21 protein-coding genes are annotated in these 24,381 nt (G+C 72.1%); 6 read left to right on the top strand and 15 right to left on the bottom strand.

Annotated elements, in window-relative coordinates; all coding sequences use genetic code 11:
* Positions 1-89: 89 nt before the first annotated feature.
* Both ACFV9J_RS33650 and ACFV9J_RS33655 read right to left on the bottom strand, forming a co-directional pair.
* Positions 90-1,748, bottom strand: a complete 1,659-nt coding sequence (locus ACFV9J_RS33650; protein WP_385360743.1) for a PucR family transcriptional regulator — start codon at positions 1,746-1,748, stop codon at positions 90-92.
* A 158-nt stretch (positions 1,749-1,906) separates the two neighbouring features.
* Positions 1,907-4,042, bottom strand: coding sequence for an ATP-binding protein (locus tag ACFV9J_RS33655; RefSeq protein ID WP_385360745.1), 2,136 nt, complete (start codon positions 4,040-4,042; stop codon positions 1,907-1,909).
* A 253-nt stretch (positions 4,043-4,295) separates the two neighbouring features.
* Between ACFV9J_RS33655 and gabT the strand changes: the two genes are divergently transcribed.
* Positions 4,296-5,630 (top strand): 4-aminobutyrate--2-oxoglutarate transaminase, encoded by a 1,335-nt coding sequence (gabT, locus tag ACFV9J_RS33660; RefSeq protein WP_385360748.1) that lies wholly within the window; start codon positions 4,296-4,298, stop codon positions 5,628-5,630.
* Positions 5,631-6,027: 397 nt separating this feature from the next.
* Here gabT and ACFV9J_RS33665 read toward each other — a convergent pair whose 3' ends face one another.
* Entirely contained in the window at positions 6,028-6,879 is an 852-nt protein-coding gene (locus ACFV9J_RS33665; RefSeq protein ID WP_385360751.1) for a tetratricopeptide repeat protein, read from the bottom strand.
* A gap of 44 nt (positions 6,880-6,923) precedes the next feature.
* Here ACFV9J_RS33665 and ACFV9J_RS33670 point away from each other — a divergent pair, with 44 nt between their 5' ends.
* Positions 6,924-7,628 (top strand): phosphatase PAP2 family protein, encoded by a 705-nt coding sequence (locus ACFV9J_RS33670; protein WP_385360875.1) that lies wholly within the window; start codon positions 6,924-6,926, stop codon positions 7,626-7,628.
* On the opposite strand, the gene ACFV9J_RS33675 is transcribed toward ACFV9J_RS33670, so the two are convergent.
* The 8 genes from ACFV9J_RS33675 to ACFV9J_RS33710 all read right to left on the bottom strand — a co-directional run bounded on the left by ACFV9J_RS33675 (position 7,567) and on the right by ACFV9J_RS33710 (position 17,309).
* Positions 7,567-9,399, bottom strand: coding sequence for a chitinase (locus tag ACFV9J_RS33675; protein WP_385360754.1), 1,833 nt, complete (start codon positions 9,397-9,399; stop codon positions 7,567-7,569). The two genes, ACFV9J_RS33670 and ACFV9J_RS33675, sit on opposite strands and share 62 nt — an antisense overlap.
* Before the next feature lie 119 nt (positions 9,400-9,518).
* On the bottom strand, positions 9,519-9,977 hold the full coding sequence (locus ACFV9J_RS33680) for a hypothetical protein (protein ID WP_385360757.1): 459 nt from the start codon (positions 9,975-9,977) through the stop codon (positions 9,519-9,521).
* Between the two features lie 122 nt (positions 9,978-10,099).
* Positions 10,100-11,527, bottom strand: coding sequence for an NAD(P)/FAD-dependent oxidoreductase (locus ACFV9J_RS33685; protein WP_385360760.1), 1,428 nt, complete (start codon positions 11,525-11,527; stop codon positions 10,100-10,102).
* Positions 11,528-11,562: 35 nt separating this feature from the next.
* Complete coding sequence (locus tag ACFV9J_RS33690; RefSeq protein ID WP_385360763.1) at positions 11,563-12,363, bottom strand: ABC transporter permease; 801 nt, start codon at positions 12,361-12,363, stop codon at positions 11,563-11,565.
* Positions 12,364-13,293 (bottom strand): ABC transporter permease, encoded by a 930-nt coding sequence (locus tag ACFV9J_RS33695; RefSeq protein WP_385360766.1) that lies wholly within the window; start codon positions 13,291-13,293, stop codon positions 12,364-12,366.
* Positions 13,293-14,465 (bottom strand): ABC transporter ATP-binding protein, encoded by a 1,173-nt coding sequence (locus tag ACFV9J_RS33700; RefSeq protein WP_385360769.1) that lies wholly within the window; start codon positions 14,463-14,465, stop codon positions 13,293-13,295. Before ACFV9J_RS33700 ends, ACFV9J_RS33695 begins: the two co-directional genes overlap by 1 nt.
* Before the next feature lie 5 nt (positions 14,466-14,470).
* Complete coding sequence (locus ACFV9J_RS33705; protein WP_385360771.1) at positions 14,471-15,718, bottom strand: spermidine/putrescine ABC transporter substrate-binding protein; 1,248 nt, start codon at positions 15,716-15,718, stop codon at positions 14,471-14,473.
* Positions 15,719-15,773: 55 nt separating this feature from the next.
* Positions 15,774-17,309, bottom strand: a complete 1,536-nt coding sequence (locus ACFV9J_RS33710) for a gamma-aminobutyraldehyde dehydrogenase (protein WP_385360774.1) — start codon at positions 17,307-17,309, stop codon at positions 15,774-15,776.
* A 202-nt stretch (positions 17,310-17,511) separates the two neighbouring features.
* Between ACFV9J_RS33710 and ACFV9J_RS33715 the strand changes: the two genes are divergently transcribed.
* Positions 17,512-18,105 (top strand): NADAR family protein, encoded by a 594-nt coding sequence (locus ACFV9J_RS33715; protein ID WP_385360776.1) that lies wholly within the window; start codon positions 17,512-17,514, stop codon positions 18,103-18,105.
* 38 nt (positions 18,106-18,143) lie between these two features.
* On the opposite strand, the gene ACFV9J_RS33720 is transcribed toward ACFV9J_RS33715, so the two are convergent.
* Positions 18,144-18,593 carry a DUF4190 domain-containing protein gene (locus tag ACFV9J_RS33720; RefSeq protein ID WP_385360779.1) on the bottom strand — a complete coding sequence of 150 codons (450 nt, stop codon included), beginning with the start codon at positions 18,591-18,593 and terminating at the stop codon, positions 18,144-18,146.
* Positions 18,594-18,651: 58 nt separating this feature from the next.
* Complete coding sequence (locus ACFV9J_RS33725) at positions 18,652-19,332, bottom strand: DUF4190 domain-containing protein (RefSeq protein ID WP_385360781.1); 681 nt, start codon at positions 19,330-19,332, stop codon at positions 18,652-18,654.
* A gap of 56 nt (positions 19,333-19,388) precedes the next feature.
* On the opposite strand from ACFV9J_RS33725, the gene ACFV9J_RS33730 reads away from it, so the two are divergent.
* The 3 genes from ACFV9J_RS33730 to ACFV9J_RS33740 all read left to right on the top strand — a co-directional run bounded on the left by ACFV9J_RS33730 (position 19,389) and on the right by ACFV9J_RS33740 (position 22,610).
* On the top strand, positions 19,389-20,552 hold the full coding sequence (locus ACFV9J_RS33730) for an adenosine deaminase (RefSeq protein WP_385360784.1): 1,164 nt from the start codon (positions 19,389-19,391) through the stop codon (positions 20,550-20,552).
* A gap of 30 nt (positions 20,553-20,582) precedes the next feature.
* Complete coding sequence (locus tag ACFV9J_RS33735) at positions 20,583-21,296, top strand: glycerophosphodiester phosphodiesterase (RefSeq protein ID WP_385360787.1); 714 nt, start codon at positions 20,583-20,585, stop codon at positions 21,294-21,296.
* Positions 21,297-21,449: 153 nt separating this feature from the next.
* Positions 21,450-22,610, top strand: coding sequence for a serine hydrolase domain-containing protein (locus ACFV9J_RS33740; RefSeq protein WP_385360790.1), 1,161 nt, complete (start codon positions 21,450-21,452; stop codon positions 22,608-22,610).
* On the opposite strand, the gene ACFV9J_RS33745 is transcribed toward ACFV9J_RS33740, so the two are convergent.
* Both ACFV9J_RS33745 and ACFV9J_RS33750 read right to left on the bottom strand, forming a co-directional pair.
* Entirely contained in the window at positions 22,588-23,145 is a 558-nt protein-coding gene (locus tag ACFV9J_RS33745) for an HXXEE domain-containing protein (protein WP_385360793.1), read from the bottom strand. The genes ACFV9J_RS33740 and ACFV9J_RS33745 overlap by 23 nt on opposite strands.
* Positions 23,146-23,157: 12 nt before the next feature.
* Positions 23,158-24,357 (bottom strand): spermidine/putrescine ABC transporter substrate-binding protein, encoded by a 1,200-nt coding sequence (locus ACFV9J_RS33750; RefSeq protein ID WP_385360796.1) that lies wholly within the window; start codon positions 24,355-24,357, stop codon positions 23,158-23,160.
* Between the last annotated feature and the right edge of the window lie 24 nt (positions 24,358-24,381).

Genomic DNA, 24,381 nt, shown 5'->3' on the forward strand with positions numbered 1-24,381 from the left:
GGGCGGGGTGGCGGGCGCTTGTCCAGGGTGTAGTGGTGGGTGGCGGGTGTTCGACGCGGTGGCCAGGTGGGGGTAGCGCTCCGGGGGCGTTACTCCGGCGCCGTCGTCTTCAGGGCCAGCCACAGCTCCATGCGGACGTCCGGGTCGTCCAGCGAGCGGCCGAGGATCTCCTCCACCCGGCGCATCCGGTACCGCAGGGTGTGCCGGTGGACGCCGAGGTCGGCGGCGGCCGCGTCCCACTGGCCGTGCCGGGAGAGCCAGGCGCGCAGGGAGGCGACCAGGTCGCCCCGGCCGGTGGCGTCGTGGTCGCGCAGCGCCCGCAGGAGGCCGTCGGCGAAGGCGCGCACCGCGTCGTCGGCGAGCAGCGGCAGGACCGAGCCGGCCGCCACGTGCTCGTGCTCCACGCAGACGCGGCCGCGCCGGCGGGCCACCGAGAGGGCCTGCTGGGCCTGCTTGTAGGCGGCCGACGCGGCGATGGGTCCGGACGGTGCCGAGAGTCCGACGACCAGGCTCTCCTCGTCGCCGCCCGCGAGGGGCTCGGCGGCCGGGCGGGCGGCCTCCAGCGCGGACGCGTGCTCGACGCAGGCGGCGACGGCCGCGCCCCCGTCGGTGGCCAGCACCACCAGGCGTTCCCCGTCGGGGACGACCAGCACCGCCTCGCCGGAGCGGGCCGCCGCGGACTCCGCCGCCTCGGCGAGCGCGCCGAGTGTGCCGAGCGGGTCGCCGCCGGGGTCGCCGCCCGTTGCGGCGGCGGTGTGCGCGGCCGTGGCGGCCCTGTTCCTGGCCGCCCCCGACTCGGCGACGATCATCCGGAACGGCGCGTCCAGCAGCCCGCCGTACAGGTCCCCGGCGACCGTGCGCGCGTGGTCGGGTTCGCCGGCGAGCAGCATGCGCAGCACGGCCGCGTCGATGCGCAGCCCGGCCTCGTGCAGGGAGCGGGAGCGTTCCGTGGTGAGGGTCAGCAGGGCGATGGCGGAGTGGACCGCGTACCGCTCGGCGGTGCCGAGGGCGGCCGCGGTGCCGACGGCGAGCGCGGAGCGGGGCCTGCGGGAGGTGCCCAGGGAGTGCAGCTCCACCCGGTCGGCGTTCTCGGGGTGGTCGGGGTTCCCGGTTCCCCCGACGACCGACGAGGCCGGGGCGGGGCGCTCGCGCAGCCGCTGTACGTCCGCGGTGAGCCGCGCCGCCCTGCGGCCCGCCCACTCCGGTGCGGTGGCGACGACGGCGCCCGAGGCGTCGTACAGCGCCGCCCAGCCGTCGACCTGCGCGGCGAGCGCGGCCAGCAGGCCCTCCGGTCCGTCGGTCAGGGTCCGCCGGGTCAGCTCCCGCTGGGCGGCGAAGCCCGCGGTGACCGCGCGGTACTGGTCGGCGGCGATGGCGGCGGAGACGGCCTTGCTGATGGCGAGGAAGGGGGTGCGGCGCGGCACCTCCAGCAGCGGCAGGCCCTCCCGCCGGGCGGCTTCCACCAGTGCCTCGGGGATGTCGTCGTAGTTGACCCCGACGGCGAATCCGAGGCCCACCACTCCGGCGCCCGCCAGCCGTTTCACGTACCGGTGCATCACCTCGGGGTCCTCGGCGTCCAGCTTGAGGGCGGTGATCAGCAGCAGTTCCCCGCCCTCCATGTAGGGCACGGGGTCGGCGAGTTCGCTGACGTGGGCCCAGCGCACCGGCACGTCGAGGCGGTCCTCGCCGGCGCGCACGGTCAGCTTGAGCGCCGAGTGGTGGACGAGCGAGGCGAGCGTGGGGGGCATGGGGCCTTGAGCCTTCGGGGTCTGCGTCGGGGTGCGGGGCGGGCGCGCGGTGTGCGCGGGTCAGTGTGGAGTCTCTGTGATCTTTTGGCCGCCGCGTATGAACGACCTGTGTCGATTCTGCCTCACTGTACGGTCCCGGGTGCCCGCCCCCGTACGGCTCACCCGCGCAGATCCACCAGCAGCGGCGGCGCGTGCTCCCCCTTGACGCTGGTCAGCGACAGCACCGCGTGCCCGGCCGGCACGGCGTGCGCCAGCTCGGAGGCCGACCAACGCTCGCGTTCGACCTGGCGGACGGTCACCGCGCGCGCGGTGGGCGCCTTGCCGGTGATCACCCGGCGGAGCATGTGCACGGCCTTGCCCGCCGGGGTCTCGGCGATGATCTGCCGGTCGGTGACGTCGCGGGCCTCGGTCCACTCCTTGCCCCACACCTCGGCGAAGTCCTGCCCGTCCCAGGGGGTGAGCCCGGACAACGCCATCCGGCACCCGATGGCCCCGAGCAGCGGCCCGCGCAACGGGCGCGGTACGTCGTCCAGGGTGCGCAGGGTCAGGACCACGCCGGCACCGGCCGAGCGCAGCCGCTGCACGCCCCGTACCGCCTCCGGCGTGACCACGCCGCTCGCGTCGTCCAGCACCAGGCAGGCGAACAGCGACCGGTCCTCGCGCACCGAGACGCTCGCCGTGAACTGGGCGAGCACCAGCCGGGCCAGCATCCGGGAGGCGTCGGCGTGGCCGCGCTGGGGCAGGTCGATGCGGACCCGCACCGGGTGGTCGAGGGCCTTGAGGGAGAACGGCCGGGACTGTCCTGAGGTGTCGAAGAAGGGGGCGAAGGCGGGGCGGTCCAGGAGCGCCACCCGGTCGGCCAGGACGCCGCCCACGTCGCCGGGGCGGCCCTGCTGCCGCTCGCGCGCGTCCAGCTCGCGCAGCAGGGACTCCTGGCCGGCCGCCCGCAGTCCCTCGCGCAGTTCGGCCAGCGGTCCGGGCGCGCCGTCCAGCAGCTGCCGCAGTTCGGGCACGCCGGGGAAGCGGCCGTGGACCGCGCGGAAGGGGCCGAGCAACTGGGCGAGGACGGTGGTGGAGCGCCGGGTGTCGCCGCCCTGGTGCTGGTCGGTGAGGTCGCCGACCAGGGCCTCCGCGAGGACGACGGCGGCCTCGTCGGGGTCGGTGGTGCCGCCGTACAGGTCGAGGTCGTACACGGAGTCCGGGTTGCCGATCCGGACGACGACGTCGTAGGCGTCGGCCGGGCCGAGGTCCGCGCCCGCGGCGCCGACCACGACGACCGCGGCGCGCCCGGCGAGCGCGTGCAGGCACAGCGACTCGGAGAGCGGTCGCACCACGCTGCCGGTCTTGCCGGAGCCCGCGGGTCCGACGGCGAGCAGGGAGGTGCCGAGCAGGTCGGGGCCGAGGGCGAGGCCGGTGCCGCGGTAGGCGTAGGGGTTGCGGGCGTCGTCGGCGGCCGCGCCGATGCGCACCTGGCCGGTGACGAGGTCGTGCCGGGCCTGCCGGGCGGGCAGGTCGCGGGCGCCGGAGGGGTGCGGGCAGGCGGCGGAGCCGTGGCTGAGCACGGCGCCGGTGAAGGTGGCGAGGCTGTGCCGGCCGCGCTGCACGCCCTGCCAGGCGCGGGCGATGCGGGCGTGGTCCACGTCCCGCATGAGTCCCGAGCGGGCGTCGGCGGCGAGCCGCTCGGCGGCGTCGTGGGCACCGGCCGCACGGAGCGCGGGCCAGCCGGCGGGGTCCTCCTCGGGGGCGGGCGGGGGCACCGCGCCGGGGACGGCACGGCGCCAGGCGGGCGGGCCGTAGCGCCGCCAGATCTCGCCCCAGCGGCCGAGCCGCCCGACGCCGACCATGATGATGCCGGCGACCAGGACGTAGTAGGCGTAGACGACCACGACCGAGGTGAAGCTGTGGGGGTCGACCCAGGAGTCCGGGATCATCGCGTAAAGGGGCAGCAGCCACCAGCCGCCCAGGTAGCCGTTCCAGAGCAGCGACCAGATCAGCCAGCCGACCAGGAAGGCGATCACCGCGCCGCTCAGCAGCTGCCGGCCCGGCACCCGCTCGACCTCCTCCTCGGGCCGCGGCCGGTGGCCGAACCGCCACACGCCCGGCAGGGCCTGGGGGCGCGGGGTGCGCAGCCAGGTCAGGAAGGCCGGACCGTCCGGGGCCCCGGGTGCCCGCGTCGGCCGGGGCGGCACCGCGGGTGCCTCGGGAGGCTTCGCGGGCACCTCCGGGGGACCCGCCGGGCGCGGTACCGGATTCGCATGCGTGCCCCGCGCGTCCCGGGTCCCGTCGCCGTCCATCGCCCTTGCCCCCTGACCTGCCGCTCCGTCCACCATCAGCGAGCCAATCTAACGCCCTCCCAAGGGGAGTTCACCGCTTACGCGGCCGGGCCCGCGCCGACGTGTCCATATGTCGCCGTATCCGCCACCTGTCCACGGCGGACAAGCAGCGTCACGGACAACGCCCACATGGAGCATGCCCACCCCACGGCGCCGGTCCTAGCCTGCGAGAAAAGAAGTCAAGCGTTCGCCCGCACGACCCCAGGAGCCCCCCATGACCGCACTTCCGCAGGAGCGCCGCGTCGTCACCGCCATTCCCGGCCCGAAGTCGCAGGAGCTGCAGGCCCGCCGTACGGCCGTGGTCGCGCAGGGTGTGGGCTCCACGCTGCCGGTCTTCGTCGCGCGCGCCGGTGGCGGTGTCATCGAGGACGTCGACGGCAACCGCCTGATCGACTTCGGTTCCGGCATCGCGGTGACCTCCGTCGGCGCCTCCGCCGAGGCCGTCGTGCGCAAGGCGTCCGCGCAGCTCGCCGACTTCACCCACACCTGTTTCATGGTCACGCCGTACGAGGGCTACGTCGCCGTCGCCGAGGCGCTGGCCGAGCTGACGCCGGGCGACCACGCGAAGAAGTCGGCGCTGTTCAACAGCGGCGCCGAGGCCGTCGAGAACGCCGTGAAGATCGCCCGTGCGTACACCAAGCGGCAGGCCGTGGTCGTCTTCGACCACGGGTACCACGGCCGGACCAACCTGACGATGGCGCTGACGGCGAAGAACATGCCGTACAAGCACGGCTTCGGCCCGTTCGCGCCCGAGGTGTACCGCGTGCCGGTCGCCTACGGCTACCGCTGGCCCACGGGTGCGGAGAACGCCGGTCCCCAGGCCGCCGCGCAGGCGATCGACCAGATCAGCAAGCAGGTCGGCGCCGAGAACGTGGCCGCGATCGTCATCGAGCCGGTGCTCGGCGAGGGCGGCTTCATCGAGCCGGCCAAGGGCTTCCTGCCCGCGATCAGCCGGTTCGCCGAGGACAACGGCATCGTCTTCGTCGCGGACGAGATCCAGTCCGGCTTCTGCCGCACCGGTCAGTGGTTCGCCTGCGAGGACGAGGGCATCGTCCCGGACCTGATCACGACGGCGAAGGGCATCGCGGGCGGTCTGCCGCTGTCCGCCGTCACCGGCCGCGCCGAGATCATGGACGCCGCGCACTCCGGTGGCCTCGGCGGCACCTACGGCGGCAACCCGGTGGCCTGCGCGGGCGCGCTCGGGGCCATCGAGACGATGAAGGAGCTGGACCTCAACGCCCGGGCGAAGAACATCGAGGCGGTCATGAAGACCCGCCTGGCCGCCATGGCCGAGAAGTTCGACGTCATCGGCGACGTCCGGGGCCGCGGCGCGATGATCGCGATCGAGCTGGTCAAGGACCGCGCCACCAAGGAGCCGGACCCGCAGACGACCGCCGCGCTCGCCAAGGCCTGCCACCAGGAGGGCCTGCTGGTCCTGACCTGTGGCACCTACGGCAACGTGCTGCGCTTCCTGCCCCCTCTGGTCATCGGGGAGGATCTGCTGAACGAGGGTCTCGACATCATCGAGCAGGCGTTCACCCGCGTCTGAGCACGAGTACCGAACGCGCGTCCGGGCCCCGTTTCGCACGCCTGGCGGAGCGAGCGGCAGAGCGTGTGAAGAAGGTGTGCGGGGTGGATGTCAGGACGCCGATGGAGCTGTCCTGAGCGCACCCCCTGCCGTAGGTTCTACGCAGATGAGAGATACACCCGCCCACAGGGGACTGTGGGCGGATCATCAGGACGAGGCTTCCCCGGCTTCGACCTGGTCGTGCCTCGCGCACACAACCGGAGCCCACGGGTTCCGGCTTCCTCACCGATCGGACGGTCGCCCGCCCCAAACCCCCCGGGGCGCGCGGCGTTCCGGTCAGGACGGCCGCCTCGGCACTCGGGTCGGTGGTTCACCGAAGGGTCGGCACACTCCCCCCCTTGTGCCGGCCCTTCGGTGTTCACTCCCCCGGCTCCCCCGGTTCTTCCGGCTCCTGCGGGGATCCCCCGCCCGGTTCCTCCCCGGTGATGCGGGCCAGCAGGGCACGGGCCTCGCCGGTACGCGGATGGGCCGGATGCAGCCGCCGCTCGCAGTCGGCCAGCGACCGTCGTACGGCGTCCTCCGCCTCGGCGCGGCGGCCCAGTCCGTACAGTGCCTCGGCGGCGACCAGGTCCGGGTGCCCGGCGGCGTAGCGGGGCGGCCGGGACGGGCTCCGGCGGACCTCCGCCAGCGCCTCCTCGTGGCGGCCCTGCCCGTTCAGGCTGTGCGCCAGCGTGGTGTGCAGGACACCGGCGGCGGGTCCGTCCGCCCGGGACAGGTTGCCGCGGGCCACGGCCTCCGCCTCCTCGTGGCGGGCCAGCCCGCACAGCACGGTGGCCAGGTGCCGGAGGGTGTTGATCTCCAGCCCCGACACCGGGGCGCGGTGGGCGATCTGGTTCAGCTCCCTCAGGACGCCGTTCGCCACTGTCTCCGCCTCCGCGTACCGCCCGAGGCCGGACAGGGCCACCACGCGGTTGCTGCGGGCGATCAGCCGCAGCATCTGCGAGTTGAGGCCGACCGGCTCCAGTTCCGCGATCAGCGTGTCCAGCTCGTCCAGCGCCTCGGCCATCCGGCCGTGCATGACGGCCGCTCCCGTGGCCAGCACTCTCGCCTCCCAGTGCGGCGGACGCCTGCGCCAGGGGCGCCGCGGGAGCGCGGCCAGCGTCCGGGCCTCGGCCTCGACCTCCTCGTACCTGCCCTCACCGGTCATCGTCCTCAGCCGTGCGAAGGTCTCTCCCCACTGGCTGTCCCGTGCCGTTCGTATGGTGGTCACGGGCGGTGAGACTACGCGAGGCCGGGCCTGCGAAGCTGGGCGTCATGCCGGTCTCCGCCCCGCCACGCGCCCTGTCCGCCCTCGTCGGGCTTCCCGTGCTCCTCTTCGCGCTGATCACCTGGCAGGTCGTCGCCGACGGCCCCCTGGTCGGGGTGGACGAGCGGCTGAGCGGGGCGCTCGTCCACCCGGACCGGTTCTCCGAGCTGCTGTCCGACCTCGGCAACGTGCAGGTGGCGGTGCCGGTCCTGGTCGTGGCGCTGGTGTACGCGGCGTGGCACGGGCGGGTCGCGGGTGTGCACCTCTGGTGGCTGCCGCCGCTGGCCGGGGCCCTGGCGATGGTGCTGGTGCCGGCGCTGGTCGCCCCGTTGAAGGAGTGGACCGACCGCCCCGGCACCCCGGCGGTGCCGCCCGCGGTCGGCTACTACCCCTCGGGCCACACCGCCACGGCGTTCGTCGCGTACGGCGCGGCGGCGGTGCTGCTGCTCGGGCGGCTGCGCGCGCCGGCCGTACGCCGGACGCTGGTCGTGCTGTGCGCCCTGCTGGTGCTCGGCACCTCCTACGGGCTGGTGCGGCGGGGCTACCACTGGCCCCTGGACGTGGTGGCGAGCTGGTGCCTGGGAGTGGTGCTGCTGGCCGGGGTCCGGCTGGTGGACCGCCGGACCCCACCCGGCCGGACCCCGCGGGGCGTCAGCCGAAGTACGCGTCGAAGTTCTTCTGGAACTCCCAGTTCGAGTAACGGTCCCAGTTGATCGACCACGTCATCAGGCCGCGCAGGTCGGGCCAGGTGCCGTGGGTGGCGTACGAGCCGCAGTCGGTCTTCTTGGTCAGGCAGTTGAGCGCCTTGTTGACCTCGGCCGACGAGACGTGGCCGTTGCCCGCCTGGGTGGAGGCCGGCATGCCGATCGCGACCTGGTCCGGGCGCAGCGGCGGGAAGACGTTGTTCGCGTCGCCCGCGACCGGGAAGCCGGTGAGCAGCATGTCGGTCATGGCGATGTGGAAGTCGGCGCCGCCCATGGAGTGGTACTGGTTGTCCAGGCCCATGATCGAGCCGGAGTTGTAGTCCTGGACGTGCAGCAGGGTCAGGTCGTCGCGCAGGGCGTGGATGACCGGCAGGTAGGCCCCGGCCCGCGGGTCCTGGCCGCCCCACTTGCCGGTGCCGTAGTACTGGTAGCCGAGCTGGACGAAGAAGGTCTCCGGCGCCATGGTGAGGACGAAGTCGGCGCCGTACTTGGCCTTGAGGGTCTTCACGGCCGAGATGAGGTTGACGATGACGGGGGTCTTCGGGTTCTTGAAGTCCGTGTCGTCGGCGTTCAGGGAGAGGGAGTGGCCCTCGAAGTCGATGTCGAGGCCGTCCAGGCCGTACTCGTCGATGATCGCGGAGACGGAGGAGACGAACTTGTCGCGGGCGGCGGTGCTGGTGAGCTGCACCTGGCCGTTCTGGCCGCCGATGGAGATCAGCACCTTCTTGCCGGCCGCCTGCTTGGCCTTGATCGCCGCCTTGAACTCGGCGTCGCTCTCCACGTTCGGGCACTCGGCGACCGGGCAGCGCTCGAAGCGGATGTCCCCGGAGGTGACCGAGGTGGGCTCGCCGAAGGCCAGGTCGATGACGTCCCAGCTGTCGGGCACGTCGGCCATGCGGGTGTAGCCGGAGCCGTTGGCGAAGCTGGCGTGGAGGTAGCCGACCAGGGCGTGGGCCGGAAGGTCGGAGGAGCCGCCGCCGTCGTCCGGGCGCTGGGCGGTGGTCGCCGTGACCGTGGCCGAACGGGCCGACTCGCCCGCGTCGTTGACCGCGGTGACCTGGAAGGAGTATGCCGTGGACGGGGTCAGGCCGGTCACGGTGGTGGAGGTGCCGGTGACCGTGCTGACCTTGGCGCCGTCGCGGTAGACGGCGTATCCCGTCGCGCCCGCCACCGGTGACCAGGACAGGGCGACGCTGGACGAGGTCACCGAGCCGGTCTTCAGGCCGCCGGGGACCGCCGGGGGCTGCTGCGTCTCGCCGCCGGGGCCGGTGAGGGAGATGTCGTCGGCGTGGTAGGCGCCGGTGCCGTACCAGCCGTGGGTGTAGATGGTGACCTTGGTGGTCGAGGGGCCGGTGCGGAAGGTGGTCGTCAGCTGCTGCCAGTCGGGGGCGGACTGGGCCCAGGTGGAGACGTCGGTGGTGCCGGTGCCGCTCGCGCCGAGGTAGACGTAAGTGCCCCGGACGTATCCGGAGAGCGTGTACTGGGAGTCCGGTCTGACGGACACCGTCTGCGAGCAGCGGGCGTTGTCGGCGCCGGCCGGGGTGGCCTTCAGGGCCGACGTGCCGCCGTGCACGGGCGAGGTCACGGTCGTGCCGGCGGTACAGGTCCAGCCGTCCAGCGCGGACTCGAAGCCGCCGTTGCGGGCGAGGTCCGCGTCGGCCGCACGGGCGGCCGACGTGAGCGCGGTCAGGCCGGACGCGGCGAGGGCCGCGGCCGTGAGCAGGGTGACGAGGGGGCGGCGGGCGAGAGGTCTGGCGCGTTGTACGCGTGCGCGTTCCACAAGTGCCTCCGGACATGGGGGAGATGGGGAGGGTGGAGCGCGCCCAATTTGGTCCAGACCAATTCTGTTGTCAACCCCTCGCGCAGCTCACCTGTACGTCACCTGTACCTCGTCTGCCGCTACCCCTCGTTCTCCTCCACCGCGAGGGCCGCCGCCGCCTCGTGCATCGCCAGCTCCAGGAGCGAGGGATCGGTGAGGGTCCCGGCCCCGTCCGGCGGGATCAGCCAGCGGGTGCCGCCGGACGACAGCCCGCCGGGGTGGGGCACCACGATCCAGGTGCCGAGCCCGGCGGTCCGGATGCCGGTGCCCAGCCAGCGGGCCGCCGTGCCGGCCGGCACGAAGAAGCCCGTGCGCGCGTCGCCGAAGTCGGCGAGCACCGGTCCTGGCTGGTCCAGGACGCGGGAGAGCACGTCCAGGGTCGGATAGCCGAGCCTGCTCGGCAGGATGAGCACGTCCCAGGCCTTGCCCGCGGGCAGCAGCGCGACGCCCGAGGGGTCGCGCTCCCAGTCCCGGCGGCAGGACCCGGGATCCGGTGCGACGGATGCCAGCCACGCGACCGCCGTCTTCGCACCAGGCATGTGAAACCTCCCTTTCACTCGTCGACGCGGGATGCGTCACGAGGGAGAGGGAGGTCTCCCGGCGGCATTACGCGGGTTGCGGTACCTCGTTGGGGTGAACCGGGTCACATGGGCGGCGGTCGCTAGCTGTCGAAGCCCAGCCCCAGCTTGTCCATCGTCCGCAGCCACAGGTTGCGCCGGCCGCCGTGCTCGTCCGCGCGGGCCAGCGACCACTTGGTGAGCGCGATGCCGGTCCAGGCGAACGGCTCGGGCGGGAAGGGCAGCGGCTTCGTGCGCACCATCTCCAGTTCCGTGCGCTCGGTGCGCTCCCCCGACAGCAGGTCGAGCATCACCTCGGCGCCGAACCGGGTCGCGCCCACACCCAGACCGGTGTACCCGGCCGCGTACGCCACCCTGCCCCGGTGCGCGGTGCCGAAGAACGCCGAGAAGCGCGAGCAGGTGTCGATGGCGCCGCCCCAGGCGTGGGTGAAGCGGACGCCCTCCAGCTGCGGGAAACAGGTGAAGAAGTGCCCGGCGAGCTTGGCGTAGGTCTCGGGGCGGTCGTCGTACTCGGCGCGCACCCGGCCGCCGTAGGGGTACACGGCGTCGTACCCGCCCCACAGGACGCGGTTGTCGGACGACAGGCGGAAGTAGTGGAACTGGTTGGCACTGTCCCCGAGCCCCTGCCGGTTCTTCCAGCCGACGGAGGCGAGCTGCCCGTCGCTGAGCGGCTCGGTCATCAGGGCGTAGTCGTAGACGGGGACGGTGTACGAGCGCACCCGCCGGACCAGGTTCGGGAAGACGTTGGTGCCGAGCGCGACCGTACGGGCACGGACCCCGCCGTAGGGGGTGCGTACGGCCATGCCGGCGCCGTGCGGCTTGAGGGTGAGCGCGGGAGTGCGCTCGTAGACGCGTACGCCGAGCGCGAGGCAGGCGCGCTTGAGGCCCCAGACCAGCTTGGCGGGGTCGACCATCGCGACGCCCCGCCGGTCCCACAGGCCCGCCCTGAAGGTGGGTGAGTCGACCTGCTCGCGTACGGCCTCGGCGTCCAGGTACTCGACGCCCTCGGCCAGGCCCTTGGCGCGGATCTCCTCGTACCACTCCTCCAGCTCCCGGGCCTGGTGGGGCTCGGTGGCGACGTCGATCTCGCCGGTGCGCTCGAAATCGCAGTCGAGGCCGTGGCGGGCGACCGCCGCCTCGATCGCGTCGAGGTTGCGGGCGCCCAGCTCCTCCAGCCGGTGGATGTCGTCCGGCCAGCGGGTGAGGCCGTTGGACAGCCCGTGGGTGAGGGAGGCCGCACAGAAGCCGCCGTTGCGGCCGGAGGCGGCCCAGCCCGCCTCGCGGCCCTCGATCAGCACCACGTCCCGCTCCGGGTCGCGCTCCTTGGCGATCAGCGCGGTCCACAGCCCGCTGTATCCGCCGCCCACGACCAGCAGGTCGCAGGTCTCGGTGCCGGTGAGGGCGGCCTCGGGGCGGGGACGGCCGGGGTCGTCCAGCCAGTACGGGACCGGCTGGGCGTCGGAAAGGGATTTCGTCCAGTCGTTGCTGCGGCTCATGGCGCCAGGGGCCATGATTTCAACTCCCTACGAAGACAAACCGAGGTGCTTCATGCCTTGCGGCGATTTCGGCGGTTGCCGATGACCATGGAGACCAGGACGAACAGTACGGCGATCACGAACATGGCCGTACCGACGACATTGATCTGAACGGGCGTTCCGCGCTGGGCCGATCCCCACACGAACATGGGGAAGGTGACGGTCGAACCCGCGTTGAAATTGGTGATGATGAAATCGTCGAAGGACAGCGCGAAGGCGAGCAGCGCGCCGGCCGCGATGCCGGGCGCGGCGATGGGCAGCGTGACCCGCACGAAGGTCTGGAAGGGACCGGCGTAGAGGTCCTGCGCCGCCTGCTCCAGGCGTGGGTCCATCGACATCACGCGCGCCTTGACGGCCGTCACGACGAAGCTGAGGCAGAACATGATGTGGGCGATCAGGATCGTCCAGAAGCCCAGTCGAGCACCCATGTTGAGGAAGAGGGTGAGCAGCGAGGCGGCCATCACGACCTCGGGCATCGCCATCGGCAGGAAGATCAGCGAGTTGATCGCGCCCCGCGCGCGGAAGCGGTAGCGGACCAGCGCGAAGGCGATCGCGGTACCGAGCGCGGTGGCGCCCAGCGTCGCCCACAGGGCGATCTGGAGGCTGCGCGAGAGGGAACCGCACAGCCCGGCGACCCCGCACGGGTCCTTCCAGGCGTCCGTGGAGAACTGCTGCCATTCGTAATTGAAGCGCCCGTTCGGTTTGTTGAACGAGAACACCGTGACGACGACATTGGGCAGCAGGAGATACGCGAGCGTCAGCAGCCCGGCGATGACGACCACATGACGCTTGAACCAGTTGACGAAGGCCATCTAAACCAGATCCTCCGTCCCCGACTTGCGGATGTAGAAGGTGACCATGGCGAGAATCGCCGCCATCAGAATGAACGAGAGCGCCGCCGCCGTCGGATAGTCCAGCACCCGCAGGAACTGCGACTGGATCACGTTTCCGATCATTCCGGTGTCGGCCGAGCCCAGCAGGGAGGCGTTGACGTAGTCGCCGGTGGCCGGGATGAAGGTCAGCAGCGTGCCGGAGACGACACCCGGCATCGACAGCGGGAAGGTGACCTTGCGGAAGACGGTGGAGGGCTTGGCGTACAGGTCGCCCGCCGCTTCGTGCAGCCGGCCGTCGATGCGCTCCAGGGAGGTGTAGAGCGGCAGGATCATGAAGGGCAGGAAGTTGTACGTCAGACCGCAGACCACCGCGAGCGGCGTGGCCAGCACGCGGTCGCCGGAGGTCCAGCCGAGCCAGCTGGTGACGTCCAGGACGTGCAGCGTGTTCAGGGCGCCGACCACCGGCCCGCCGTCGGCGAGGATCGTCTTCCAGGCCAGGGTGCGGATCAGGAAGCTGGTGAAGAACGGCGCGATCACCAGGATCATGATCAGATTGCGCCAGCGGCCCGCGCGGAAGGCGATGAGGTACGCGAGCGGGTAGCCGAGCAGCAGGCACAGCACGGTCGCGGAGGCGGCGTAGGCGACCGAGCGCAGGAACTGCGGCCAGTACTCGTAGATCGCGTCCCAGTAGGTCACGAAGTGCCAGGTGACCTTGTAGCCCTCCTCCAGGGAGCCCGTCTGCACGGAGGTGGAGGCCTGGTAGATCATCGGCGCCGCGAAGAAGACGACCAGCCACAGGATGCCGGGCAGCAGCAGCCAGTACGGCGTCCAGCGGCCGCGTTTACGCGGGGGCTTCTGCTCGGGCGCGGGCGGGGAGAGGGGCGGTGGCGCCTCGGTGAGGGTGGACATCAGGCGGCCTCGCCCTCGGTGACGCCCGCGTCGATGTCCTGAGCGGCGTCCAGCCCGAAGGTGTGCGCCGGGTTCCAGTGCAGGACGACCTCGGCGCCGGGCGCGAGGCGGGGGTCGCGGTCGATGTTCTGGGCGTAGACCTCGAACTCGGGGCAGGCGGCGCAGTCCACGACGTACTGGGTGGAGACGCCGATGAAACTGGTGTTGGCGATCCTGCCGGTGATGCGGTTGCGGCCCTCGGGGATGGCGCCCGCGTCGTCCGCGTGGGTGAGGCTGATCTTCTCGGGGCGGACCCCGACCAGGACCTTGCCGCCCGCCTTCGCCGGGGCGGAACATCGGGCACCGGGCAGGACGAGCTTGTCTCCGGCGGCCTTCACGACGACGTCGTCGCCGCTGCGGGTGTCGACCTCGGCCTCGATGAGGTTGGAGGTGCCGAGGAAGTTGGCGACGAACGTGGTGCGCGGGTTCTCGTACAGGTCGGCGGGGGCGCCCAGTTGCTCGACGCGGCCCGCGTTCATCACGGCGACCTGGTCGGCCATCGTCATGGCCTCCTCCTGGTCGTGGGTGACGTGCACGAAGGTGATGCCGACCTCGGTCTGGATGCGCTTGAGCTCCAGCTGCATCTGGCGGCGCAGCTTGAGGTCGAGGGCGCCCAGGGGTTCGTCGAGGAGCAGCACCTTGGGGTGGTTGATCAGGGCGCGGGCGACGGCGACGCGCTGCTGCTGGCCGCCGGAGAGCTGGTGCGGCTTCTTGCGGGCCTGCTCGCCGAGCTGCACCAGGTCGAGCATCTCGCCGACCTGCTTCTTCACGCTCTTGATGCCGCGCCGACGCAGGCCGAAGGCGACGTTCTCGTAGATGTCGAGGTGCGGGAAGAGGGCGTAGGACTGGAAGACCGTGTTGACCGGCCGTTTGTAGGGCGGCAGGGCGGTCACGTCCTGGTCGCCGAGGTGGACGGTGCCGCCGCTCGGCTCCTCCAGTCCGGCGATCATGCGCAGGGTGGTGGTCTTGCCGCAGCCGGAGGCGCCGAGCAGGGCGAAGAAGGAGCCCTGGGGCACGGTCAGGTCGAGCGGGTGCACGGCGGTGAAGGAGCCGTAGGTCTTGCTGATGCCGGCGAGGCGGACGTCGCCGCCGTCCTTCGCGGCCGTCTGGTTCTTCGTCGGATTCGTCGTCATCGTCGTCACGCCCCGGTGAGCTTCGCGAACTTCTCTTCGTATGCCGTCTCTTCCTTCGAACTCAGGGAGCGGAAGGAGTGCGACTTGGCCTGCATGGCTTTGTCGGGAATGATCAGCGGGTTGTTCGCCGCGTCCTCGTCGATCTTCGCCAGGTCGTCCTTCACGCCGTCGACGGGGCAGACGAAGTTGATGTAGGCGGCGAGTTCCGCGGCCGGGCCCGGCTCGTAGTAGTAGTCGATGAGCCGTTCGGCGTTGGTCTTGTGCCGTGCCTTGTTGGGGATCAGCATGTTGTCGCTGGACGTCACGTAGCCGCTGTCCGGGATGACGAAGTCGATGTCGGGGTTGTCGGCCTTGAGCTGGACGACGTCACCGGCCCAGGCCAGACAGGCCGCGAAGTCGCCCTTGCTGAGGTCGGACGTGTAGTCGTTGCCGGTGAAGCGGCGTATCTGGCCGCGGTCGACGCCCTTCTGGAGCCGGGCGATCGCCGCGTCGTAGTCGTCGTCGGAGAAGCGGGCCGGGTCCTTGCCCATGTCGAGCAGCGTCATGCCCATGGTGTCGCGCATCTCGGTGAGGAAGCCGACCCGGCCCTTGAGCTTCGGGTTGTCGAGCAGGTCGGAGACGGTCTTCACCTCGATGCCGTCCAGGGCCTTCTTGTTGTAGGCGATGACGGCGGAGATGCCCTGCCAGGGGTAGGAGTAGGCCCGGCCAGGGTCCCAGTCGGGGGTGCGGAACTGGGGCGACAGGTTCGCGAAGGCGTGCGGCAGGTTGGCCGGGTCCAGTTTCTGCACCCAGCCGAGGCGGATCAGCCGGGCGGCCAGCCAGTCGGTGAGGACGATGATGTCGCGGCCGGTCTCCTGGCCCGCGGCGAGCTGCGGCTGGATCTTGCCGAAGAACTCGCTGTTGTCGTTGATGTCCTCGGTGTACGTGACCTTGACGCCGGTGCGCTTGGTGAACGCCTCCAGTGTGGGATGACGGCGGCCGCTCTCGTCGACGTCCATGTACTCGGTCCAGTTGGAGAAGCGGACCTGCTTCTCCTCCTTGGAGTGGTCCTCGGCGGAGACGCCGCCCTCGGTCTTGCCGGCCGCCGGGATGCCGCAGCCGCTCAGCAGGCCGAGTCCACCGGCCGCGAGCGCGCCGCCCGTGGAGGCGCGCAGCAGCGACCGGCGGGTGAGGGCGGCCCTGCCGCTCCTGAGAGAGCGCCGCACGGCGGCCACTTGGGCCGGGGACGGGCGGTCTGGCTCGTACTGCTCCATGCGCGTGGTTGCCCTTTCGGGTGGGTCGGCCGTGGTCGGCGGCCTCTCGACGTGACTATCGGTCCCCGAAGACGGTGCGGTGCCAGTCCTTGGCCGCCACCGCGGTGTTGTCGAACATGACGTGCTTGACCTGCGTGTACTCCTCGAAGGAGTAGGCGGACATGTCCTTGCCGAAGCCGGACGCCTTATAGCCGCCGTGCGGCATCTCGCTGATGATCGGGATGTGGTCGTTGATCCACACGCAGCCCGCCTTGATCTCGCGGGTGGCGCGGTTCGCGCGGTACACGTCCCGGCTCCAGGCGGAGGCCGCGAGCCCGTACGGCGTGTCGTTGGCCAGCCGGATGCCCTCGTCGTCGGTGTCGAAGGGCAGCACGACCAGGACCGGGCCGAAGATCTCCGACTGGACGGCCTCGCTGTCCTGCGCGGCGTCCGCGATCAGGGTGGGCCGGTAGTAGGCGCCGTCCTTGAGGTCGCCCTGAGGGGCCTCGCCGCCGCACACCACGCGCGCGTAGGAGCGGGCCCGGTCGACGAAGGCGGCGACGCGGTCCCGCTGGACGTGGCTGACCAGCGGGCCGAGGTCGGTGCCGGGGGCGAATGGGTCGCCGACGCGGACGGTGTCCATGAGGGCGGCGGTCTGCTCGACGAACGCCTCGTAGAGGGGTCGCTGCACGTACGCGCGCGTGGCGGCCGTGCAGTCCTGGCCGGTGTTGATGAGCGCGCCCGCGACCGCGCCGTGGATGGCGGCGTCGAGGTCGGCGTCGTCGAAGACGAGGAAGGGGGCCTTGCCGCCCAGCTCCAGGTGGAGGCGCTTGACGGTGGCGGTGGCGACCTCGGCGACGCGCTTGCCGACGGCGGTGGAGCCGGTGAAGGAGGTCATGGCGACGTCGGGGTGGGCGACGAGGTGCTCGCCGGCCTCCCGTCCGGTGCCGCTGACGATGTTGATCACGCCGTCCGGGATACCGGCCTCGGTCGCGGCCTGGGCGAACATCAGGGAGGTGAGCGGGGTGATCTCGGCGGGCTTGAGCACGATGGTGTTGCCCGCGGCGATCGCCGGGAGGATCTTCCAGGCCGCCATCTGGAGCGGGTAGTTCCACGGCGCGATCGACCCGACCACGCCGATCGGCTCGCGGCGGACGTACGAGGTGTGGTCGCCGGAGTACTCCCCCGCCGACTGCCCCTGGAGGTGCCGGGCGGCTCCGGCGAAGAAGGCCGCGTTGTCGACCGTGCCCGGCACGTCGAACTCACGGGTCAACTTGAGCGGCTTGCCGCACTGGAGGGACTCGGCGCGGGCGAAGTCCTCGGCGCGCTCCGCGAGGACGGCGGCGAACCGGTTCAGGGCGTCGGAGCGCTCGCCCGGGGTGGCACCGGCCCAGCCGGGGAACGCCTCCCGCGCGGCAGTGACGGCCGCGTCGACGTCGTCGGGACCGGCCAGGTCGTAGGTCAGGACGTCCTCGCCGGTGGCCGGGTCGACGACGGTGTGCGTCCGTCCGGAGGTGCCCTTCGTGAGACGGCCCGCGATGTACTGGGCCCCGTCCGCGAAGCGGTCCTGGGCCGGGAATCGGTCCGGGGTGGCGTTGCCCGGGTTGTGCATGTCGGCTCTCCTCGGTCTCCCCGTGGCGGGGGCCGGCGTGGCTCAGGCTCGATGTGAGTGCCGATCCTGACAGAGCACTAGGGCTCCAACAAGTGATTCCGTTGTTGCCATTTGGTTACGCGACGGAATCTGTCGACCAGGTGTCGAGTCGCCACGGAAAAGGCCGGACGGAGTGTCAGTGGCGCGTGCCACACTCGCATGCATGGAGAAGATCACGGGGGCGGACCAGAGGGCAGTGGAGGGCATCGACAGCAGGGAGGCGCTGGTCGCACGGGTCCGGGCGGGCGAGCGGATCAAGTACCTGTGCTTCTGGGGGCACCGGCCGCTCCCGGACGGCAGGCTCGGACCGAGCTGTCTGAGCCAGTGGTGGCCGTCGCCGTTCACGGTGGCCGGGGTGGAGTACGCGACGGCCGAGCACTGGATGATGGCGGGCAAGGCCCGGCTCTTCGGGGACGCGGAGGCCGAGCGGCGGGTGCTCGCGGCCACTCATCCCGCCGGGGCGAAGAAGGCGGGTCGGCTCGTGCGCGGTTTCGACGAGGCGGTGTGGGAGCGGGAGCGCTTCCGGATCGTGGTGGAGGGCAGCGTCCACAAGTTCGCACGGGACCCGGCGCTGCGGGCGTTCCTGCTGGCCACGGGCGGGAGAGTGCTCGTGGAGGCGAGCCCCGTGGACCGGGTGTGGGGCATCGGCCTTGCCGCGGACGACGAGGCGGCTCTGGATCCGGAGCGCTGGCGGGGGCCGAATCTGCTGGGCTTCGCGCTGATGGCGGCCAGGGAGCGGCTGCGCGCGGGCGAGTGAGGGGGCGGCGACCTCGGGCCGCCCCCACCGGCGTATGGCTAGGCGACGCTCATCAGGCTCGCGAAGACGAGGAAGCCGAGCAGCGGCAGGATCACCGTGGCCGTGATGCCGAGCACGAGCCCGGCGGTCGCGGAGCCCTTGTTGGTGGCCTCACCCCGGGTGGCCTTGCCCCGGCCGATCGCGCCGAAGATGATTCCGAGGATGCCCAGGATCACGCCGAAGAACCAGAGGAAGAAGGTCAGGCTGCACACCACGCCGATGATGCCGAGCACCAGTCCCGTGGTCCCCATGCCGTTGCTCGGCTGCATCGGCATGCCGTAGCCGGGCCCCTGCGGGTAGCCCACCGGCGGGGCGGCCGGGTACGCGGCGCCCTGGTTCGGATAGCCGTACCCGGGCGCGGACTGCGGGTACGCGTAGCCCCCCGCGGGCGGCTGCCCCGGCTGCGGCGGCGGCCCGTAGTCCCCGGGTCCGGGATTGGAGTACGACATGAACTGCTCTCCCCTCGTTGGAGCTTGACATCGTAGAGGCAACCCTGCGGGGAGGAGCTCAGCGTTCCGCCGTCACGGAGACGGGCACGGGGCGCGCGGAGCCGTAGTAGGGGTCGTCGTAGTCCGAGTCCTCGTTGATCGCGGCGGTGATCCCGATGGCGATCAGGACGATCACGGCGACGCCGAGCACGATGCCGACGATGCCCATGACGAACCCGGCCTGCGCCTGCCCGTGGTTGCTGGCCAGGCCGCTCTCCGCCTTCCGGCGGCCCTTGATGCCGAAGACCACGGCGAGGATGCCCAGCACCACCGAGACCACGCCGTACAGGCAGAACAGCGCGCAGGCGAGGATGCCCAGCACCATGGACGCGGTGCCGAGCCCGTTCTGCGGGGGCATCTGCGCGCCGGGCCAGCCGTAGCCCTGGCCGTAGCCGGGGTAGCCGTACCCGCCCGGGACCCCGGCGCCACCGGGCGCGACGGGCGGAGGCGGCACCGCGGACTCGGGGCCGGTGAATCCGGCGCCGGGCATCGACGTGACCGTGGCCTGGTCGTGCACGCCGGGCGGCGGCTGCCACGGGGGCGGCGCGTCCGAGACGGGCGGCTGGGACTGCTGGGGCGGCTGGAGCGGCTGCCCGGCACCGGCAGCGGGGCCCTTGTCCAGGGACGGCCCGCTCTCCGGGGGCGCCCACGGGTCGTGCCCACCGGAGGACTCGCCCTCCGGCCGTATCGCATCCGTCATGTCATGTCCCCCCGGGTCGTTCGTGCCCGCCATGCTACGGTCCCGGGCCGCCGGGCGTGAGACCGGCCTACGATGATCCCCGAACGACCGATCAGCCGATCACCCGTGCCCCGCCGCCGCCCCGCGCGGCCCGTGGGCACCGCCTTGGGGAGGAACCCTTGACCGAGCACCTCGTCGACCCCGACGTCCCGCGCGACCTGCACGCCTTCATCGCCGGACTGCCGAAGGCCGAACTGCACGTCCACCACGTCGGCTCCGCCTCCCCGCGCATCGTCTCCGAACTGGCCGCGCGCCACGCCGACTCCAAGGTCCCCACCGACCCCGAGGCCCTGGTCGACTACTTCACCTTCACGGACTTCGCGCACTTCATCGACGTGTACCTGTCCGTGGTCGACCTGATCCGCACCCCGGAGGACGTCCGGCTGCTCACGTTCGAGGTGGCCCGGGACATGGCCCGGCAGCAGGTGCGGTACGCCGAGCTGACCATCACGCCGTTCTCCTCCACCCGGCGCGGCATCGACGAGGGCGCCTTCATGGACGCGATCGAGGACGCCCGCAAGGCGGCGGAGGCCGAGTTCGGGACCGTGCTGCGCTGGTGCTTCGACATCCCGGGCGAGGCCGGTCTGGAGTCCGCCGAGGAGACGACGCGGCTGGCCACCGACGACCGGCTGCGCCCGGAGGGCCTGGTCTCCTTCGGGCTCGGCGGACCCGAGATCGGAGTGGCCCGCCCGCAGTTCAAGCCGTACTTCGACCGGGCGATCGCCGCGGGCCTGCACTCGGTGCCGCACGCCGGCGAGACGACCGGCCCGCAGACCGTGTGGGACGCCCTCACCGACCTGCGCGCCGAACGCATCGGGCACGGCACCAGTTCCGCGCAGGACCCGAAGCTCCTCGCCCACCTCGCCGAGCGGCGCATCCCGCTGGAGGTGTGCCCGACCTCGAACATCGCCACCCGCGCGGTGCGCACCCTGGACGAGCACCCGATCAAGGAGTTCACCCGCGCCGGGGTCCTGGTGACGATCAACTCCGACGACCCGCCGATGTTCGGCACCGACCTCAACAACGAGTACGCCGTCGCCGCCCGCCTCCTCGGCCTCGACGAGCGCGGCCTCGCCGACCTCGCGAAGAACGGGGTCGAGGCCTCCTTCCTCGACGCGCCGGGCAAGGCCCGCATCGCCGACGAGATCGACACGTACACCGCCGCCTGGCTCGCCTCCTGAGCACCGCGCCCACTGAGAGTTGCCCCCGCCATGGACACCCCGCGCGCCCTGACCGCCGTCGCCCACCGCGGCGACCCCTACCGGCACCGCGAGAACACGCTCGGCTCGCTGCGCTCCGCCCTGGAGCGCGGCGCGGACGCGGTCGAGACCGACGTACGCCTCACCCGGGACGGGGTGCCGGTGCTGCTGCACGACGAGACGCTGAAGCGGTTGTGGCAGCAGGACCGGCCGCTGCGCTCGCTGTCGGCCGAGGAGGTGCGCGGGCTGACGACGGGCGGCGTGCCGACGCTCGCCGAGGCGCTGGCCGCGACCGACGGCCGCCGGCTGATGCTGGACCTGCCGGGCGGTCCGGGCGAGCGGGCCGTGCGGCGCGTCGTGGACGTGGTCCGCGAGTGCGGCGCGCGGGACCGGGTGTACTACACGGCGGGCGCCGCCACCATGCTCGCCGTGCGGGCCGCCGACCCCGCCGCCGAGATCGCCATGACCTGGACCACCGCGGCCCCGCCCCGGGCCGGGCTGCTCGCGGCGGTCCGGCCCCGGTGGCTCAACTACCGCTTCGGACTGGTGGACCGGGCCCTGGCCGAGCGCGTCCACCGCGACGGCTTCCTGCTCTCCGTCTGGACCCCCGACACCCGCCGCACCATGCGCCGACTGCGCGCCCTGGGCGTCGACTCGATCACCACCAACCGCATCGACGTGCTGTGCGCCCTGCGCGACAGCGACGGAGCCGTTCCGGTCCCGTAAGGGAAGACCCTCACAACTCCCGTTCTTCGTAGGGACGTTCCCCGAGTCGGGGCCAGGGGCGGGCACCCTACTCGGCGACGATCCGCCACGGGGCGCGGCGCACCAGGATGATCACGGTCCTTCCGCCGCAACCGCCTTCACCTGGAGCAGTCGATGCGTGCCCGTAGCCATGCAGTTCTCGCCGCCTCGGTCGTCCTCGCCCTGGCCGCCGGCCCGCTGGCGGCCCCCGCCTTCGCCGCGCCGCCGGCCCCGGCTTCCCGTTCCGCCGATCAGCGGGGACCGGCCGCGGAAGCGTTGCGCGCCGCCATCGCGGGGCTGCCGAACCAGTACGCCACCGCCGCCCTGGTGCGGGTCGGCACCTCCGGCGGCGACTGGCACGGCAGCGCGGGGGTGCGCGACCTGGCCAGTGGCAGGCCGGCCCACCCCGATGCCCGCTTCCGAGCCGGTTCGATCACGAAGGTCGTCACCGCGGCCACCGTCCTGCGCCTCGCCGCGCAGGACGAGATCGACCTGGACGCGCCCGTGCAGGGCTACCTCCCCGACCTGTTCACGCGGGACTTCGAGCAGCCGATCAGCGTGCGCCACCTGCTGAACCACACCAGCGGCATCAAGCCGGGCGACGGGCTCGGCGACGACTTCGCGCAGTTGTACGCGCACCGGTACGAGACCCTGACCCCGCAGCAGGTCGCGGCGTCGGCGATCGCCAAGGGACCGGAGGACTTCGTCCCGGGGACGCGACAGCAGTACCTGAACATCAACTACACGATCCTCGGCCTGCTGATCGAAAAGGTCACGGGACGCTCGTACGCCTCCGAGGCCGCGCGTCTCGTCCTGCGCCCGGCCGGCATGCACCACACCTACTTCCCGGGCACCGATCCCCGCATCCGGGGCCCGCACAACCGGGGCTACCAGGCGGTGGAGCGGCCGGACGGCACGACGCGGCTGGTCGACGTGACCGAGTGGAACCAGGCGGACCGCTGGGCGGCGGGCGACATGATCTCCACCACCGCCGATCTGGAGAGACTGCTCAAGAAGCTGTTCCGGGGGAAGATCGTGCCGCGGCCCGAGCTGGAGGAGATGTTCACGACTCCGGCGGGCGTACCGGGCGCGACCCTCAGTGCCGGACTGGAGTATCAGGAGGCCGACGGCCAGGCCTTCTGGTGCAAGTCGGGGGCGCGTTACGGCTACAGCGCCTTCATCGGCGGCACCCGCGACCTGAGTCGCACCCTGGTCTACTCGGTCAACTCCACCGACGCGAAGGGCTCGGGGCGCAATCCGGTCGTCGACGCGATCACCGCGGCCGCGCTGCAGTAGCCTTCGTCAGCCGCCGCGCCACCGCGTGCGCACCGACCGTCGCCGCGCCCGCGAAACCGAGCCCCACGGCGAGGTCGCGCGGGCGGGTGGCGCGCAGGACTCCGGCGCGGCGCAGGCGATGGCGGGCCCAGAGGGTGAAGGGGACGACGATCAGCGGCGCGGTCGCCGACCCGGGCGTGTAGCCACGCACCAGCCCCGCCTGCGCGAGGTGGACCAGGCCGTGCAGGCCGAAGGCGCCCAGCGCGGTCTGGTACGTGGCCGAGCGGCCGCCGGTCAGCCGTCCGGCGACGGACGCGGAGGCCACGACCGCGGCCATCGCGCCGACCGCCACCGCGAACTCCCGCCCGTCGACCGAACCGGCCCGCCGCCACACGGCCTCCGGCACGCTCGGGTACCGCTCGCGCAGGGCGGGGAGGTTGCGCCGCCACCAGCCGGGCACGGTCGCCAGCTCTTCGAGGTCGTGCAGGACCCAGGCGGCCAGCAGTCCCAGCGTGACCGCACCCTCGACCGACTCATCACCTGATGAATTCATCACATGATCAGTCTGCTACACCCCCACGATCCCGTTCCACCGCTTCGCGAACTCCGTCCGCTCCCCCGCCGAGATGTCCCGTGCGATCGCGAGCCGTTCGCGCATCGCGGCGTCCGGGAAGATCAGCGGGTCCTCGGCCAGGGCGGCGGTCTCCTCGTCGTCGGAGGAGGCGAGCACGTCCCGGGCGGCGGGGACCGGGCAGACGTAGTTGACCCAGGCGGCCAGCTCGGCGGCGACCTCGGGCCGGTAGTAGTGGTCGATCAGCCGCTCTGCGTTGGCCTTGTGCCGGGCCAGGTCGGGGATCATCAGGGACTCCGCCCACAGCTCGGCGCCCTCTTCCGGGACGACGAACTCGATGTCCGGGTCGTCCGCCTGGAGCTGGATCACGTCGCCCGAGTAGGCCTGGCAGGCGAGGACGTCGCCGCTGGAGAGGTCCTTGATGTAGTCGTTCCCGGTGAAGCGGCGGATCTGGCCCTTGGCGACCTGCTTCTCCACCTGGTCGCAGATCAGGTGGAAGTCGTCCGTCTTCCAGTCGGTGATGTCCGCGCCGTTGCCCTGCATCAGCAGCGCGAAGGCCTCGTCCATCCCCGACAGCAGGGTGACGCGGCCCTTGAGGTCGGCCGCCCACAGGTCGGACACGTGCCGGATCTCCCGGCCGAGCCCGCGCCGGTTGTACGCGATCCCGGTGATGCCCGACTGCCAGGGCACGGTGAACTTCCGGCCGGGGTCGAAGGCGGGCGAACGCAGCAGCGGATCAAGATACTTGGTGACGTTCGGCTGGTGGGCGCGGTCCATCTCCTGCACCCAGCCCAGGCGTACGAACCGCCCGCACATCCAGTCGCTGATGACGATCAGGTCGCGGTCGGTGGGCTGGTGGTTCATCAGGGACGGGCTGATCTTGCCGAAGAACTCGTCGTTGTCGTTGATCTCCTCGATGTAGTCGACGGAGATGCCCGTCTCCTTCTCGAACGCCTCCAGCGTGGGCCGCCGGCTCGGGTGCTCGTCGTCGGTGTCGATGTACAGCGGCCAGTTGGCCCAGGTCAGCCGCCGCTCGGTGGTGGACCGGTCGGTCGCTGCGCGGTCGCCCGGGGCCACGTACGCCGCGGGGACACCGCAGCCGGCCAGGGCGCCGAGTGCGCCGAGCGCGGCGGAACCGCCCAGGCCGCGCAGCAGGGTACGACGGGACAGCGAGGGCGTCTTCGGGAGCAGGGGCATGGCACGAGGATCCCGTCCCGCCAC

Source organism: Streptomyces sp. NPDC059906, assembly GCF_042730645.1.
Classification (GTDB): Bacteria; Actinomycetota; Actinomycetes; order Streptomycetales; family Streptomycetaceae; genus Streptomyces; species Streptomyces rubrogriseus.